The 15,837-nt window shown below is 47.0% G+C and carries 14 protein-coding genes and 1 pseudogene; 11 read left to right on the forward strand and 4 right to left on the reverse strand.

Features of this window, described 5'->3' with window-relative positions:
• Positions 1-101 precede the first annotated feature (101 nt).
• The 5 genes from pnp to I579_RS05580 all read left to right on the forward strand — a co-directional run bounded on the left by pnp (position 102) and on the right by I579_RS05580 (position 5,887).
• Entirely contained in the window at positions 102-2,207 is a 2,106-nt protein-coding gene (pnp, locus tag I579_RS05555) for a polyribonucleotide nucleotidyltransferase (RefSeq protein ID WP_010754581.1), read from the forward strand.
• Positions 2,208-2,476: 269 nt separating this feature from the next.
• Complete coding sequence (locus I579_RS05565; protein ID WP_010754580.1) at positions 2,477-3,505, forward strand: helix-turn-helix domain-containing protein; 1,029 nt, start codon at positions 2,477-2,479, stop codon at positions 3,503-3,505.
• A gap of 203 nt (positions 3,506-3,708) precedes the next feature.
• Entirely contained in the window at positions 3,709-4,050 is a 342-nt protein-coding gene (locus I579_RS05570; RefSeq protein WP_010754579.1) for a hypothetical protein, read from the forward strand.
• A gap of 14 nt (positions 4,051-4,064) precedes the next feature.
• The gene (locus I579_RS05575; protein WP_010754578.1) at positions 4,065-4,481 is read left to right on the forward strand and encodes an acetyl-CoA carboxylase biotin carboxyl carrier protein subunit; all 417 of its coding nucleotides are present in this window, start codon (positions 4,065-4,067) and stop codon (positions 4,479-4,481) included.
• An 11-nt stretch (positions 4,482-4,492) separates the two neighbouring features.
• Positions 4,493-5,887 carry an oxaloacetate decarboxylase subunit alpha gene (locus I579_RS05580; protein ID WP_010754577.1) on the forward strand — a complete coding sequence of 465 codons (1,395 nt, stop codon included), beginning with the start codon at positions 4,493-4,495 and terminating at the stop codon, positions 5,885-5,887.
• A 310-nt stretch (positions 5,888-6,197) separates the two neighbouring features.
• Here I579_RS05580 and I579_RS05585 read toward each other — a convergent pair whose 3' ends face one another.
• The gene (locus I579_RS05585) at positions 6,198-6,515 is read right to left on the reverse strand and encodes a DUF960 domain-containing protein (protein WP_010754576.1); all 318 of its coding nucleotides are present in this window, start codon (positions 6,513-6,515) and stop codon (positions 6,198-6,200) included.
• 146 nt (positions 6,516-6,661) lie between these two features.
• Positions 6,662-7,276, reverse strand: a complete 615-nt coding sequence (locus I579_RS05590; RefSeq protein WP_010754575.1) for a 50S ribosomal protein L25/general stress protein Ctc — start codon at positions 7,274-7,276, stop codon at positions 6,662-6,664.
• A 298-nt stretch (positions 7,277-7,574) separates the two neighbouring features.
• Here I579_RS05590 and I579_RS05595 point away from each other — a divergent pair, with 298 nt between their 5' ends.
• The 3 genes from I579_RS05595 to I579_RS05605 all read left to right on the forward strand — a co-directional run bounded on the left by I579_RS05595 (position 7,575) and on the right by I579_RS05605 (position 10,231).
• Complete coding sequence (locus I579_RS05595; RefSeq protein ID WP_010754574.1) at positions 7,575-8,291, forward strand: 16S rRNA pseudouridine(516) synthase; 717 nt, start codon at positions 7,575-7,577, stop codon at positions 8,289-8,291.
• 91 nt (positions 8,292-8,382) lie between these two features.
• Entirely contained in the window at positions 8,383-9,012 is a 630-nt protein-coding gene (gene udk, locus I579_RS05600) for a uridine kinase (RefSeq protein WP_010754573.1), read from the forward strand.
• Positions 9,013-9,277: 265 nt separating this feature from the next.
• Positions 9,278-10,231 (forward strand): Gfo/Idh/MocA family protein, encoded by a 954-nt coding sequence (locus I579_RS05605; RefSeq protein WP_010754572.1) that lies wholly within the window; start codon positions 9,278-9,280, stop codon positions 10,229-10,231.
• 44 nt (positions 10,232-10,275) lie between these two features.
• Here the strand turns inward: I579_RS05605 and I579_RS05610 are convergent, their stop codons facing one another.
• Together I579_RS05610 and I579_RS05615 are read right to left on the reverse strand one after the other, a co-directional pair.
• Complete coding sequence (locus I579_RS05610) at positions 10,276-11,589, reverse strand: sensor histidine kinase (protein ID WP_010754571.1); 1,314 nt, start codon at positions 11,587-11,589, stop codon at positions 10,276-10,278.
• 4 nt (positions 11,590-11,593) lie between these two features.
• Positions 11,594-12,271, reverse strand: a complete 678-nt coding sequence (locus I579_RS05615; RefSeq protein WP_010754570.1) for a response regulator transcription factor — start codon at positions 12,269-12,271, stop codon at positions 11,594-11,596.
• 138 nt (positions 12,272-12,409) lie between these two features.
• Between I579_RS05615 and I579_RS05620 the strand changes: the two genes are divergently transcribed.
• From I579_RS05620 to I579_RS12815, 3 genes and pseudogenes are all read left to right on the forward strand, one after another.
• A complete protein-coding gene (locus I579_RS05620) occupies positions 12,410-13,189 on the forward strand; it encodes a polyphosphate polymerase domain-containing protein (protein ID WP_010754569.1) in 780 nt (259 codons plus the stop codon).
• Positions 13,190-13,207: 18 nt separating this feature from the next.
• On the forward strand, positions 13,208-13,885 hold the full coding sequence (locus I579_RS05625; protein ID WP_010754568.1) for a DUF4956 domain-containing protein: 678 nt from the start codon (positions 13,208-13,210) through the stop codon (positions 13,883-13,885).
• A gap of 33 nt (positions 13,886-13,918) precedes the next feature.
• Positions 13,919-15,796 (forward strand): annotated as a pseudogene (locus I579_RS12815) (carbohydrate-binding domain-containing protein).
• The last annotated feature ends 41 nt before the right edge of the window (positions 15,797-15,837 follow it).

Consider the following 15,837-nt stretch of genomic DNA (forward strand, 5'->3'; position numbering starts at 1 on the left):
GTGTTAATCCACTACTAACCAAATGAAAGCTCGTTTTGAGAAATGATTTTTCATTTGTTTAGTAGCGTAGACCCGCAACTCACAGGGAAATGGAGCAGAAAATGACAAAACAAGTTTTTGAAACAACTTGGGGCGGACGTCCTTTAAAAGTTGAAGTCGGCCAATTGGCAAAACAAGCCAATGGTGCGGTTTTAGTCCGCTATGGGGATACGGTAGTTTTGAGTGCAGCCGTAGCTTCAAAAGAAGCGAAAGATACCGATTTCTTTCCTTTAACGATTAACTATGAAGAAAAAATGTACGCTGTCGGCAAAATCCCTGGTGGCTTTATCAAACGGGAAGGTCGTCCTTCCACAGATGCGACGTTGACCGCACGTTTGATCGACCGGCCAATTCGCCCGATGTTTGCGGACGGTTTCCGTAACGAAGTTCAAGTAACCAACATCGTGATGAGTGTAGAACAAGACTGCGCGCCTTCTATGGCCGCTATGTTGGGTTCTTCTTTGGCTTTGGCGATTTCCGATATTCCTTTTGACGGTCCGATTGCCGGTGTCGAAGTCGGTCGGGTAAACGGAGAATACGTCTTGAACCCAACCGTGGAACAAGCACAACAAACCGATATTGAATTAACCGTAGCTGGTACGAAAAACGCCATTAACATGGTAGAATCCGGTGCCAAAGAAGTTTCCGAAGAAGATATGCTCGGCGCTTTGTTATTCGGTTTTGATGCCATCAAAGAAATGGTTGCTTTCCAAGAAGAAATCGTTGCCGCTGTGGGCAAAGAAAAAATGGCGATTACTTTGTTGCAAGTCGATCCAGCTTTGAAACAAGACATTTACGACAACTACTATTCCGTAATGAAAACTGCGGTTATGACGGAAGAAAAATTGGCCCGGGAAGATGAAATCGAAAAGGTCAAAGAAACCGTCAAAGAAGTTTACGGTGAAAAATATGCCGAAGACGAAAACATCGCGCAAATCACCAAAGAAATCAAACAAGTAGCAGAAGACTTAGAAAAAGACGTCGTGCGTGAATTGATCACCATCGACAAGATCCGTCCTGATGGCCGTAAATTAGACGAAATTCGTCCATTGGCTTCAGAAGTGGGCATCTTGCCACGCGTTCACGGTTCTGGTCTCTTCACGCGGGGGCAAACGCAAGCTTTGTCTGCTTGTACCTTAGCACCATTAGGAGAACATCAAATCATCGATGGTCTCGGCGTGGAAGAGTCTAAACGCTTTATCCACCATTACAACTTCCCTCAATTCTCCGTAGGCTCCACTGGTCGGGCAGGTTCACCTGGTCGTCGGGAAATTGGTCACGGGGCATTAGGGGAACGGGCCTTGTTCCAAGTGATTCCTGATGAAGAAACATTCCCTTACACCATTCGTTTGGTAGCGGAAGTCTTGGAATCCAATGGTTCTTCTTCTCAAGCTTCTATCTGTGCCGGAACTTTGGCTTTGATGGATGCTGGTGTGCCAATTAAAGCACCCGTTGCGGGGATTGCCATGGGTCTAGTTTCCGATGGAGAAAACTACACCATCTTAACCGATATCCAAGGGCTGGAAGATCACCTAGGGGATATGGACTTTAAAGTGGCCGGTACCCGTGATGGGATTACTGCTTTGCAAATGGATATCAAGATTCAAGGGATTACCGAACAAATCTTGACTGAAGCATTGAGCCAAGCGAAGAAAGCCCGTTTCGAAATCTTGGATCAATTGGAAAGCACTTTGCCAGCACCTCGTAAAGAGTTGAGCCCATATGCACCGAAGATCGAAATGATCCAAATCGATCCTGAAAAGATTAAAGTGGTCATCGGTAAAGGTGGCGACACCATTAACGGAATTATCGAAGAAACCAGCGTGAAGATCGACATCGATCAAGACGGCAAAGTTTCCATCGCTTCTTCTGATTCAGAAATGATCCAAAAAGCCATCAAGATCATCGAAGAATTGACCAAAGAAATCAAAGTCGGCGAAGTTTACTTAGGGAAAGTTGTCCGCATTGAAAAATTTGGCGCTTTCGTAAACTTGATTAAAGGCAAAGACGGTTTGGTTCACATCTCTCAATTGGCCAACGAACGGGTCAACAAAGTAGAAGATGTAGTGAAACTAGGGGATGAAGTCCTCGTGAAAGTCACTGAAATCGATCGTCAAGGTCGGGTAAATCTTTCCCGGAAAGCTCTTTTAGAAGACGATAAAAAATAATCACAGTTCCATAGACAGAGGCCTGGTCGTTTGACCAGGCCTCTTTTTTGCGGAAACAATCGTTTTTCCAAAAGAATTAAATACGCAATTTTTTAGAAAAACAACCAATATTTTTGAAATTTTTTGTGGAAAGAAGTTTGATTTGAGCCATAGTGTCCGGAATCACGGGGATGTGGAAAATAAAATTTCCCAAAAACTTGTAAAAGGACACAACATTTTGGGAAAACGATTCCTCCAAAATAGTGTACATTTTTCTTGAGGTGATGAGCATGTATGAGTTGCTTTTGGAGAAAGAAGCACGCTTGTTTTTTGGCTTGGTTCAAACTTTGGCACAAAAAAACGGCCAGTCTTTGGCGCAATTAACGGAAGGTCTAGCGGCCTCGGCCCATCAAATCCTGCTCAGCATTCATCGCTGGCGGGTGAAGGGCCAGCACTTACAAGTCGGAGTCGATGTAGTAAAAGACAACGGCCGACTTTACGTTTTAAAAAGTGAGAATTTTGATCAGCGGACTTTGTTTGCCCAGTTGTTGCAAAACAGCATTGCTGTGGATTTTTTGTGGTTATTGTGGCACAATCCCAGCTTTGGCATCGGGGAATTGGCTCAAGCGACATTTCACAGTCCCCAAACGATTCGCCGGCTCTTACGAGGCGTATTGCCTTTGCTTTCTCAGTATGATTTGCAACTAACGCTTCAAAAGCGACCGGTGATTCAAGGGGCCGAAGCTCAGTTGCGCTTTTTTTATCTGCATTTGACGTTTTTGCAAGAAGGTATTTGGGGTGGGGAAGAACCCAAACACGCCTTGGATCAGGTCAGTCGTTTAGGAGCCGAACGCAGAAAGCAGGGCTCGCTGATTGAGGGGGATTGGTTTGATCATCAGTGGATTGAGGCTACGTTAGGCTTGGGGGAGTATGTGGTCAATGAACGGGGCTTTCGCTTTTTATGGCACCAGTTGTCGGGCTTAGAACCGGTATGGGTCAGCGGGCAATTGGATCAGGCCTTGCGACGCTTTTTTGACTACGAGTCGATTTTTCTACCTTATGAGCGGGAGTTGTCCGGGGCCTTGTACCGAATCTTGTTAATGGCTCTACTCTTTAAGGGAGATTTGTCCTTGGCATTGACTAAGGAAAAAGTATCGATCAATGTCTCGGTGAATCGCTTGGAACGCTTATTTCAAGAGTATTTGCCGCAGTATGATCAGTTAAAGGCGTTGCATCCGGAGTTGGGGGCTTGCTATGGCATGATTTTACAAGAATTCCGGCAGATGTTATCCCCTTTGAAGCGGGCGGGTTCTTGTTAAATACGGGAATAGGGAGAAACAAGTAGAAGTGAACCAAAAAAGTCGAGTAACCTTTCTGATTAGGGAAGGGACGCTCGGCTTTTTGTTTTGATTTGCCAGAAGACTTTTCCAGGTAGTCCAAGACATTTTTACCAGGGTAAGGTAAAATAATAAGTAGGAAGCGTAATCACAAAAATGAAACCGATGTCATTGGAGGGAGAGCCATGGGGTTATTCCAACGTTTGTTTGGTAAAAAAACGGTAGCGTCTGACACCGTTAATAAAAAACAACCGGTAGCAATTAAAGAACTTTCACCGGAAGTCGCGGCTTCACAGTGGAAGGAAGTTCCTTTTTATGTGGAAAGTGAAGCTTCAGAACAAGAGCTGGTAGCGGTACTTGCCACAGCAATTGCGGCGGGGGATGCACCGGCGAGTCAGTTTCAAGTCAAAAAGGTGCTAAAAAAAAATCCTGAAGCCCAGTTGGTGGCGACAATCGCCACGGCAATTGCGGCAGGGGATGCACCAGCGAGCCAATTTCAAGTGAAAAAAATCTATCAAAAGAAATAGACGGGGGGAGCACTATGTTACGAAAATTTAAAATTGCCATTGATGGAAAAGAATACTTAGTGGAAATGGAGGAATTGACCCAGGGACAGCCGGCACCAGTCGCACCACCGGTAGCTCAGCAAATCGTCCAACCAGTCGCTCAGCCGGCACCGACGCAAGCTACTGAAGCCCCAGTGGCAGCACCCGCTCCTGCACCAGTCGCTGCGCCAACCGGTGACGGAGTGGTCGTGGATGCACCGATGCCCGGAACGATTTTAAAAGTCTTAGCCCAAGTAGGGGATCAAGTCAAAGCCAATCAACCGGTCTTGATTTTGGAGGCCATGAAGATGGAAAATGAAATTGTAGCTCCCCATGACGGTGCTGTGACGGCGATTCATGTTGCGGTGGGCGATATGGTCAATCCCGGCCAACCACTGATTACCATGGACTAGGAGGATGCTCTATGACGAAGAAGATTCAATTTATGGAGACCGTCTTACGGGATGGTCAACAGAGCCAAATCGCCACCCGCATGCCTACTAGTGATATGTTGCCGATTCTAAAGACCATGGATGAGGCGGGGTACTACGCTTTGGAAATGTGGGGCGGGGCGACTTTTGATGCCTGCCTGCGTTTTTTAAACGAGGACCCTTGGGAGCGGCTGCGCCTGATTCGTAAAGAAATCAAGCAGGCCAAATTGCAAATGCTTTTACGGGGGCAAAATCTCTTAGGTTATAAGAATTATGCAGACGATGTGGTGGCGGAGTTTGTCAAAAAATCCGTGGCCAATGGCATCGACGTGGTCCGGGTCTTTGATGCGCTAAACGACGTGCGGAATTTGCGCACCTCGGTAGAAGCCTGTAAAGAGGCCGGGGGACATTGTCAAACCGCGATTTGTTACACCACTAGCGACTTTCACACGGTGGATTACTTTGTTCAATTGACCAAGGACATGGCGGCACTTGGTGCGGATTCTTTGTGCATTAAAGATATGGCGGGGGTTTTGACTCCGGGAACGGGCTATGAGTTAGTCAGCCGAATCAAAGACGCCGTGGACTTGCCGCTACAAGTCCATACCCATGCTACTAGTGGCATTAGTGAGATGACTTATTTGAAAGTGGCAGAAGCCGGCGCGGATATTATCGACACGGCGATTTCTTCTTTTGCGGGAGGAACGAGTCAGCCGGCTACGGAATCCGTGGCGATTGCTTTGGCGGGAATGGGCTACGATACGGGACTGGACTTGGACAAGTTGGAAACCATCGCGGATCATTTTAACCCGGTGCGGGATCGTTTCCGTAAAGAAGGTTTGCTGAATCCTAAGGTGAAAGATACGGAGCCGAAAACGTTGATTTACCAAGTACCTGGGGGAATGTTGTCCAACCTTTTGAGCCAGTTGACGGAACAAGGTTTGGCGGATCGCTATGAGGAAGTCTTACAAGAAGTGCCCAAAGTCCGGGCCGATTTGGGGTATCCGCCGCTAGTAACGCCTTTGTCCCAAATGGTGGGAACCCAAGCGTTGATGAATGTGATTTCAGGAGAGCGTTACAAAATGGTGCCAAAAGAAATCAAAGACTATGTAAAAGGCCTTTATGGGAAGCCACCGGTGGCGATCAAACCGGAAATTGTTCAGTTGATTATCGGGGATGAAGCGGTCTCCACCGTGCGCCCAGCCGATTTATTGGCACCGGAATTACCAGGCTTTGAAGCGAAAATTAAAAAATACGCTCGCAGTATGGAAGATGTCCTGAGCTACGCAGTCTTTCCGAAACAAGCGGAAGACTTCTTAGGTCGCCGGGAAGATCCGTTCTACGATGTACCGGTCCAAAATGTGACCGTGACCTTGGCAGTTGAATAGAGACAAAAAATGTGACTGTGAGATACTTAATCTCAAGCGGTAAGCATTATTGATAAAGAAATTTTGTAACAATTCTTGTGGCTTAGTCCGAAGAGAGAACAGTACCATGCGTGCAAAGAGAAAAAGTGAATTACGCTGACTTAGCTTGATGAAATCAAGGTTAGTCAGCGTTTGAAATTTTTAGCAATGAAAAGAAGGCAATCTTCCAATGTTTTAATGGAAGATAGCCTTCTTTTGCTTGCGTCTCACGTTTGGTATGGTTCGGTTCGTAGGACGGTGACTCAACTATTGTCACAGCCCGTCGTCTTTTTTAATTGGTTTCTGCAGGTAAAAGAATCGTTTGCCGCGTGCCGTCATCATAGGCGAAAATCTCTGTGGGCAAGTCTTTTTGATAGGCAAAAGGCAAGTCGATGGCCATTTCCACATCGCTATTTTCTTGGGAAAAATGCATGGTGACCTGACCATTGTTGTTCAGCAAATCAAAAACGATGAGGTTGTTTAAAGGAATAACCCCTTTTAAGTCCATATCGATAATCAGCCAGATGCTGTCGATTAATTCTCCCGGCATGCTAGATACCACTCCTACAGAGGCGTAGCGGCTACGGTGACTGTCAAATACTTCATACATAATGTTCAGACCTCCTTTGCGATCTCACTTAGTATGATACTGCAAAAAAAGGAGAAAGGAAACGAAACTGCTCTTACTTTAAGAAAGAAACAAACAGGTCACCGGAAATCTCCAGTGGCCTGTTTAAAATTGCGCAAGTCAGAAGCTTATTCGGCTGGTTTTTCCCCGATAACTTCAGGTTCTGCCGCAGTTTCTTCGGTAGTTTCTTCTTCAACTTGTGGTTCCAAGATGGCAACGATTTGTTCTTCTGGATCAGTTACCACGGTGTAGTCGCTGTCTTTTGGTAGGTCAGCAACGGTTAAGGAATCACCAATGTTCATGTCGGTAATGTCGACTTCTACCCGTTCAGGCAATTTGTCTGGGGTAGCGGAAACGACTAAGCTATACAAGTTTTGTGCAACAACCCCACCGGATTTCGCACCAACGGATTCGCCCACAAGCAAGATTTCTGCTTCAACTTCGGTTTCTTCTGTCATGTTTACAGACAAGAATTCCACGTGGGTCAATGCTCGATTAAAAGTGTCCACTTGGGTTTCGCGAATGAGTGTGTTGACTTTTTTGCCGTCAACATTCATAGTGATAACGGTGTTGGCACCATGATCCCGCAAGATTTTTTCCAATTCAGCGGCACTCACGGAAATGGGGGTGCTTTCGATTTGGTAACCATTGATGACACCAGGTACTTTTCCTTCGTGACGCAATTGATTGCGCAAGGAACGGGGACGGGTTGCTCTGTTTTCTACTGCTAATGATACTGCCATAACTAAATTCCTCCTAAAATTGTTTGTCATACGACATTCTTTTTTAAAAGCAAATTTCGTTACTCTGCACATCAAAGTGGTGCGTAAAAAAATACGCAAAAAAGGTAGTTGAAGACACAACTACCCAGCTAAAGTCATTGTTCAACTTCGCCACCAGGTCGTAACGCTGTGTGAGAAACTGCATTTACTTTACTCTTTAACCTTAGGCTCATTCTGCTAGGAAGTCAAGGAAAGTGCTGTTTTGTTAAAATCGGTGCTGCTTTTTTATTCATCTAAAAATGCCAAAGGAGGCGCAGTGGTGCGCTTAGATAAACTAATCGAAGAACGGTTGCAGACCACGAGAAAAAACCAGAAACGCTTGTTTTTAACGGGACAAGTCACAGTCGATGGCAAGAGTGAGCGCCAAGAAAATCGTAATGCGGATTCCCAATTGCATAAAATCGAAGTCGCCGGGCGCCAACTGTTTACCGATGAATGTTATTTTTTAGTTTTTAAACCTCGGGGTGTCGTCACCGCCAATAAAGATGCGGTCCATGAAACCTTCTTAGATTTGCTTAGGGAAAAGGATCGTACAGAAGGGCTTTACAGCGTGGGGCGACTGGACCGGGATACGGAAGGCCTGCTTTTAGTGACCACCAATGGTCAGCTGGGCTATGAGCTGTTGCAGCCTGCTGGCAAGGTCAGCAAAGTCTATGAAGCTTGGGTGAAAGAACCGGTGACTTCAGCCGATGTGCGAGCTTTTTCGTCAGGCATCACCTTTCATGGAGGAATTACGTGTGAGCCAGCTACCTTACAAATTTTGGAAACTACTCCGGGACCGACGAAAATTCGCTTAAAGATCACCGAGGGCAAATTCCACCAAGTGAAAAAGATGTTTCTAGCGCGAGGCATCAAGGTCTTAACCTTACGACGAGTTGCCATGGGACCCTTGACGTTACCCCAAGATTTATTGCCCGGGGATTATCGTGTTTTGACCCAGGCAGAACTGATCAGCTTGCGGACGTATTTTCGCTAATGAAATCCCTGAGGCAATGGAAGCGGAAAAACGTGGCATTTTCTGTAAATTTCTTTATAATAAACCTAGTACATAAAAGAGGAGAATCCTTATGCCAAAGAACAAACCCATCCTAATCGGTGTCACCGGTGGTTCCGGAAGTGGGAAAACCAGCGTCAGTCGGGCGATTTTTAATCATTTTCCCGACCATTCTATCATGATGGTGGAACAAGATTCCTACTACAAAGACCAAAGCAATTTGAGCTTTGAAGAACGCTTGGGCACCAACTACGATCACCCTTTTGCGTTTGACACGGATTTATTGATTGAACACTTGCAAAAGTTGCAAAACTACGAAGCCATCGACAAGCCCGTCTATGATTATGTGGCTCATACGAGAAGTACCGCTACGATTCGCCAAGAACCCAAAGAAGTCATCATTTTAGAGGGCATCTTGATTTTGGAAGACGAACGTTTGCGGGATTTGATGGACATCAAAATTTATGTAGATACCGATGATGACATTCGCATTATTCGCCGGATTAAGCGGGATATGGAAGAGCGGGGCCGGACTCTGGATTCTGTTATTGAGCAGTACTTGTCCGTGGTCAAACCCATGTACCATCAGTTTATTGAGCCGACTAAGCGTTATGCGGACATCATCGTGCCAGAAGGTGGGGAAAACCACGTGGCGATTGATTTGATTGCTACAAAGGTCGGAACTTTTTTGAATCATGACTAAGAGCTTAGCTTGACAAATCCTTAATTCCTGTTATAGTAATCCTCATGCGATGAGTCGATCGACCGGCGTTTTGCCGGTCAATCAACCAGAGGCACAGGAGCTTAGGCTCACCTGCCGGATTGCAGGGTGTCGGAAGAAAGGTAGTGGACGACCATTTCTTCTATCGGCAACGATACTGGGTAGCGGCGAGAAACTTTTGGTTTCTCGTCGCTTTTTTTTGCGCTTATTTTGGGCGCCTTGTTATACTGACAGTGGAGGTGTTTTGATGATTCGCTATGGCATTATCAGTACTGCTCAAGTGGTTCACCGCTTTGTGGCCGGCGTCAAAGAGAGCAGCAACGGAGAAGTAGTGGCCATCGCTTCTCGGAATTTGACTAAGGCCAAAGAAATGGCTCAGGATTTAGACATTCCTCAGGCTTACGGAAGTTATGAGGAGTTGTATCAAGATTCTCAGGTGGATATCGTCTATATCGCCACTTACAACAAGGGGCATTATTCCGCGGCCAAAGCGGCTCTTGAGGCAGGCAAGCACGTTTTGTTGGAAAAGCCATTTACGTTGCATGCCGCAGAAGCTCGGGAACTTTTTGATTTGGCAAAAGCTCAAGGCGTCTTCTTAATGGAAGCTCAAAAAGCATTATTTTTACCTGTCACATTAGCGGTGCAAGAGGCGATTGCCGCAGGAAAAATCGGGGAAGTTCGCCGAGTAGTGTCGCAAACCGCTTATTTAAACAGCGATATGATTCCTTGGTTTCGTGATCTAGAAGCCGGTGGCGGGGTCTTGTACGGCTCCGGCAGCTATCCTTTGCAATATGTAGAGTTTGTCACGGGAGAAAAGATTACTGACTTGTCAGGAACAGCCGTGATAAAGCCAGGGGAAAGTGAAGTGCAAGCGGACTTGTCGCTACAATTGGGCGCTCATGCTACGGGGAATGTTTTCTTGACCGTGCAGTTGGACTTGCCACGAGGGTTGTGGATTTACGGTAGTCAAGGAACGATTCAAGTGCCAAATTTCTGGCGAGGCGACCAAGCTAGAATCACGGTGGGAGATCAAGTGGAAGAGCTCTTTTTCCCTTTTGCCAGTGAATTCGTCTATGAAATCGAACACGTCAACGAGTGCTTAAGCGCAGGCTATTTGACCAGCCCGGTGATGACCCCAGAGTTGACGATTGAAACCGTGGCACGCATGGAGCAATTACATCAAGCGTGGCATAAGAAGTGAATAAGTAAAAGGAGCAGTCCCAATAAACGGGCTGCTCCTTTTTGTTATGCCACCGGCAATTTAATCCGGAAGATGACGCCTTTTGGTTGCCAGTCGTGGACGGTGATTTTGCCCTTGTGATCCGTTACGATTTGCTTGGCAATGGCTAGGCCTAAGCCGTAACCACCACTTTCTTTAGTGCGGGAAGGGTCCATGCGGTGGAAGCGTTCGAAGATTTGTTTCTTTTCTTCATCGGGAATGCCGGGGCCGGAGTTTTTGATTTCTAAAAGCCAGTGCTCTCCGGAAATTTCCGATTGGAGCACGATTTTATCCCCGGCACTGGTGTATTTCAAGGCATTGTCCAACAAAATCACCAGTAGTTGGTGCACTTTTTTTTCATCCACGTGGACGGTTTGTTTGGCAAAGTTTTCCACGATAAAGGTCTTTTGGTCCATTTGGGCGATTTCTTGGAAAGGTTTCACCAACTCGCCAATCAGCTTCTCTGGTTGTAGAGATTGTTTGTCTAGGACCGCTTCGTTGGAATCACTGCGGGCGATAGTCAACAGGTCATTGGTCAGCCCCGTGAGCCGCCGGGTTTCATTTAGAGCTTGGGCGATGGTCTCGGACTCTTGTAAAATCGTGTGTTCGGGCTTGGTGAACAAGCGTTGCAGACTGTTTTGGATAATGGTCAAAGGCGTCCGCAATTCGTGGGAGGCATTTTCCACGAATTCTTGTTGCTTTTTCCAAGCGGCGAAGATGGGCTTCATGTTTTGTTTGGAAAGCAAGTAGCTGATAACGATGGATAAGAGCCAGAAAAACACCATACAGAGAATCAAGATGGTCTGGAAATTGTCCATGGACTGGCTGATTTGATCTGTGTTTTCCAAGACTTGGATATAGGCCACGTCACTAGCGAGATCGTCAGCGGCCATGGTGATGGAGTGGAAGGTCAATTTGCCGCCGCTTTCCCCATTGTCTAATTTGATTTCACTGACGGTATCTAAGTTTTTTGTATCTAAAGTTAGAGACTGTAGCTCGGTAAAGCGCCCACCTAAAGCGGTTTTGTTGAGAATTGTTCCGTTTTTCGACCAGAGAATAATCTGGGTGTTAAAGCGATTGTCCCGCACCTCGTTGTCCATAGGGGGCAGTGGCGATTTTTGGTCGAGAAAGGGGTCATTCGTCTGGTAGCGCTGGATTTCCATGGTGACCCGAGCGCTATCTGGCGTAATCTTTTTTAAGGCATCGTCGGTTTGGCGATAGGCAGAGCTGTTTAAAATCTGCAACGTGATAAAGCCCAAAGCCAAAAAGATTAAAGCAAAAGCGGCCACATTCAAGAAAAAGAAGCGCAGTCGTTGGCGCCGGGACAGTTCCGTATTCATGGCATCACTCCTCGTCTTGTAGGATATAGCCCACGTTGCGCAAGGTTTTAAAGCGCTGGTCCATACCACTAGGCTTCAAGTGTTTCCGCAAGTGGCTCATGTAGACTTCCACCACGGTAATCGTCGTTTCGGAATCAAAACCCCAAATACGATCGAAAATCTGCTCCTTAGTGATAATGACTCCTTTGTTTTGAATGAAGTAGAGCAAAAGCTCAAATTCCTTGCCTTGAATCGGTAAAGGAGTGTCTTGGAAACGGACTTCGTTTTTAGCGAGGTCACAGGTCAAAGTGCCATAGGTCAAGGTATTTTCGTCGTATAAGCCTAAGGAACGCTTCAATAAAGCTTTCACCCGTAAAATCAATTCCTCCCGATAAAAGGGTTTGGTCAAATAGTCATCGGCGCCTTTTTGGAAGCCGGTGACTTTGTCTTCTAAGCCGTCTTTGGCTGTCAAAATCAAAACCGGCGTCTGAATGTTTTGTTCACGCAGTGCGGCCAAGACTTCATAGCCGTTTTTCCCCGGTAACATCAAATCTAAAAGAATCAGGTCGTACACACCGCTTTCAGCCTCAAACATACCTTCCTCCCCGTCATAAGCTAAAGTGATTTCGCCAATGTCTGCGAGAATTTCTTTAATATTATCCGCTAGGGTTACTTCGTCTTCTACTACCAATAGTTTAATCATCTGCTTCACCTCATTTTCATCTTACCATTTCTACCATAAAAACGCCTTAAGCCACTTTTTTAAGAAAACTCGTTTTCAGTTAAGTTGCATTTAAGTCCCGGACTATACAGTGGGGACATCAGCAAAGGAGGAGTGGCGATGAAATTAAAAAGAGCCTTTGAACGAAAAGAAACCAAGTATCAATTAACAGAAGCGACCTTTGCCAAATTCAAACAGGAACTAGCGTCTTATATGACACTAGATGAGTTTGGCCTGCATACGATTTTGTCTCTTTACTTCGACACCCCGGATTACCGAATGATTCAAGCATCCATGGAAAAGCCCCGGTATAAGGAAAAATTCCGGGTGCGCAGTTACGGCGTCCCTAAAGCAAGTAGCACGATTTTCCTAGAAAGTAAGAAGAAAATCAACGGCATCGTCTACAAACGCCGAATCCCCGTTAGCTACACCGACTACGAGTTGTGGCAACAAGGAGGAGCGTTTCCCGAAAGTCCTGATGCGCCGCAAATCAATCGAGAATTGCAATGGTTATTTGCCCAGTATGATCGCCTAGCACCTCGGGTATTGATTGCCTATGATCGCATGTCTTATTTCTATGAGGAAGACTCCGATTTTCGCGTGACCTTTGATCAGCGTATTCGCTATCGGGCGGAAGAGCTGGATTTAACTCGCGGTAGTCAGGGAAGTCTCGTGGCACCGGAAGTCCCGGTGCTTATGGAGGTCAAAGCCATGGGATCCTATCCTTTGTGGTTTGCCCAGCTTTTGACCAAATACGGTCTCCACAAAGCCAGTTTCTCCAAGTACGCTTTGACTTATCGCCGTCATTTGGCCGAAACTGTGGCCCCGGTGGATCGTCTGCGCCAACCAGAGTACACGAAAGTGCATCTGGTTTCGGCGGCGTTACCCATATTTTCATAATTTTTAGGAGGAAATCCAATGTTAACCAGTTTATACGCAAATGGCACCGAGTCCATTACTTTTAGCCAACTCTTGATCTGTATGGCCGTTTCCTTAGGCTTAGGGTTGCTCGTGGCGGCGACCCACATGTATCGCAATACGTATACCAAAAGCTTCGTGGTCACTTTGGCCATCTTACCAGTTTTAGTCCAGTCCGTTATCATGCTGGTCAACGGCAATCTAGGCACTGGGATGGCCGTTGTAGGGGCGTTTAGCTTGATTCGTTTCCGCTCGGTACCTGGTGGGGCCCGGGAGATTACTAGCATCTTCTGGTCCATGGCCATTGGCTTGGCTACTGGGATGGGCTATGCCGTCTATATTTTGGCTTTTTCACTGATTGTGGCCGCCTTTTTACTGTGCTTGTACAGCACCAAATTTGCCGAACGGCCGAAAGTAGCGGAGCGGGAATTGAAAGTTACCATTCCCGAAGATTTGGACTATCCTCATTTGTTCGATGATCTATTGGCCCGCTACTGCCACAATGCCAAGCTCGAATCGGTGCGGGCCACCACCATGGGGAGCGTCTATGAATTGCGCTACTGGTTGGTTTTGAAGAATGTGGAAGAAGAAAAGACATTAATCGATGAAGTCCGAGTAAGAAATGGCAATCTGCCGGTTGTTTTGGGCAAAGCCACTACGAATAAGGATGAATTGTAAGTTGCAATTCAGAAAGGAAGTCCGACTATGAAAATAAAAAAGATAATGGCATCTCTATTAGTAGCCAGTACGGTATTAGGTGCTTGTAGTAGTAAGGCGGCCACCAGTGCCAGCGATAGCGCAAGTGCCAGTAAGAGTGACAACACCAGCGCTCAAGTGGAAAATTTAGCCACTAGCAGCAGTAGTACTACGGAGACCTTGGACAATTATTACGGCACCTATGAAGAAGAGGACTTAGACGCCAGTTACGATGAAGATAGTGCCACGAAGGTTACCTTAGGCACGACTAGTGAGGTAAGTGGCGACGGTGCCACGGTAGCCGACCAAGTGGTGACGATTACTGCCGCCGGGACGTACGTGGTATCTGGGACCCTTACCGACGGGCAACTGGTGGTTAATGTGGGCAAAGAAGACAAGGTTCATTTGATTTTAGACGGGGTGGACATTACCAATACTTCAGGGCCAGCCATTGACATTGAGCAAGGGGAAAAAATCATCACGACGTTAGCCCCAGACAGTGAAAATACCTTGGCAGACGGTGAAAATTATGAGCTAGCCGATGGAGAAACCGAGCCGGACGCGACTTTTTATAGTAAAGAAGACTTAGTCATCAATGGTAGCGGGAGCTTGACTGTTGCTGGCAATTACAGCAACGGCATTCGCAGCAAAGATGATTTGATTTTAATCAGTGGCACTTACAATGTTACCGCCCAAAACAATGCCATTAAAGGCAAGGATAGCGTGGCGATTCGTGGAGGGGATTATACTCTGACCACCACGGCAGGGGACGGCATCCAAGCCAACAATGCCGAAGACGCTGAAAAAGGCTATGTGGCCATTGACGGTGGGAGCTTTGCCATTACCAGTGGTCAAGACGCCATTCAAGCGAAGACCGATCTCTCGCTGCAAAATGCCCAGATGACGCTTCAAACCGCATAAGGAGCCGGCAGTACGAATTTGGATGCGGAGGGTAGTTACAAGGGCCTAAAAGCCGGGGGCGCTCTAGTCGTAGCCAGTGGGAATTACGAGCTAAACACCGCCGATGACGCCCTTCACGCCAACGATACGGTGGCCATTAATGGCGGGACTATTACCGCGGCTACCGGAGACGACGGCATTCACGGGGATAACAGTGTAACGATCAATGAAGGCACGGTGACCATTAGCCAGTCCTATGAAGGAATCGAAGCGAGTGAGATTTACTTCAAAGGTGGGGATGTGAATGTGACCGCCACAGACGACGGGATTAACGCCGGGGGTGGCAGTGATACGGAAAGTACCGGTCAGTTTGGCGCCGATAGCTTTGCTGGTGGTGGTCCTGGCGGGGGCGATCAAGCCGATGACAGCAAGTTTATTGAAGTCTCCGGCGGGGTCATTCAAGTGTCAGCAGAAGGCGACGGCGTGGATAGTAACGGTAACATCACCATGACCAGGGGCACATTATTAGTCAATGGGCCTGTGAGTGGAGGCAATGGTGCCTTGGATTACAATGGGACCTTCGTTCAGTCTGGCGGGACGCTCATGGCTGCCGGCACCAGCGACATGGCGTCAAACATCAGCGATTCTTCCAGTCAAACCGCCGTAGACATCTACTTTAACAACAATCAAAGCGCTGGGACGCTAGTGACATTGACCGATAGCAGTGGCAAATTAGTCGCAGGCTTTGTACCGGCGAAAGACTTCGCCAATTTGGTAATCAGTACCCCGGACTTGACCCAAAATGAAGCTTTGACCTTGGCTGTGGGCGGCACGGCCTCTCAGGTGGCAGACAATGGTTTGGTGGCCACAGATAGCACCGTAGAAGGAGCCAGCACACTGGGTACTTTGACCTTAACGAGTGTGGTTTCCAACGTGGATCAAGGGGGCAATGCCGTGAGCGCTAGCAGTATGGGCATGGGTGGCCCTCGTTAAAGTAGCGCTTAAGCTTGCTTTAAGTTGAGGGCACTACACTA

Source organism: Enterococcus asini ATCC 700915, assembly GCF_000407365.1.
Classification (GTDB): Bacteria; Bacillota; Bacilli; order Lactobacillales; family Enterococcaceae; genus Enterococcus_C; species Enterococcus_C asini.

Bases quoted from the DNA above. Each gene is read 5' to 3' on its own strand.
- pnp (WP_010754581.1), top strand. From the start codon at position 102: ATGACAAAACAAGTTTTTGAAACAACTTGGGGCGGACGTCCTTTAAAA.
- I579_RS05565 (WP_010754580.1), top strand. From the start codon at position 2,477: ATGTATGAGTTGCTTTTGGAGAAAGAAGCACGCTTGTTTTTTGGCTTG.
- I579_RS05570 (WP_010754579.1), top strand. From the start codon at position 3,709: ATGGGGTTATTCCAACGTTTGTTTGGTAAAAAAACGGTAGCGTCTGAC.
- I579_RS05575 (WP_010754578.1), top strand. From the start codon at position 4,065: ATGTTACGAAAATTTAAAATTGCCATTGATGGAAAAGAATACTTAGTG.
- I579_RS05580 (WP_010754577.1), top strand. From the start codon at position 4,493: ATGACGAAGAAGATTCAATTTATGGAGACCGTCTTACGGGATGGTCAA.
- I579_RS05585 (WP_010754576.1), bottom strand. From the start codon at position 6,515: ATGTATGAAGTATTTGACAGTCACCGTAGCCGCTACGCCTCTGTAGGA.
- I579_RS05590 (WP_010754575.1), bottom strand. From the start codon at position 7,276: ATGGCAGTATCATTAGCAGTAGAAAACAGAGCAACCCGTCCCCGTTCC.
- udk (WP_010754573.1), top strand. From the start codon at position 8,383: ATGCCAAAGAACAAACCCATCCTAATCGGTGTCACCGGTGGTTCCGGA.
- I579_RS05605 (WP_010754572.1), top strand. From the start codon at position 9,278: ATGATTCGCTATGGCATTATCAGTACTGCTCAAGTGGTTCACCGCTTT.
- I579_RS05610 (WP_010754571.1), bottom strand. From the start codon at position 11,589: ATGAATACGGAACTGTCCCGGCGCCAACGACTGCGCTTCTTTTTCTTG.
- I579_RS05615 (WP_010754570.1), bottom strand. From the start codon at position 12,271: ATGATTAAACTATTGGTAGTAGAAGACGAAGTAACCCTAGCGGATAAT.
- I579_RS05620 (WP_010754569.1), top strand. From the start codon at position 12,410: ATGAAATTAAAAAGAGCCTTTGAACGAAAAGAAACCAAGTATCAATTA.
- I579_RS05625 (WP_010754568.1), top strand. From the start codon at position 13,208: ATGTTAACCAGTTTATACGCAAATGGCACCGAGTCCATTACTTTTAGC.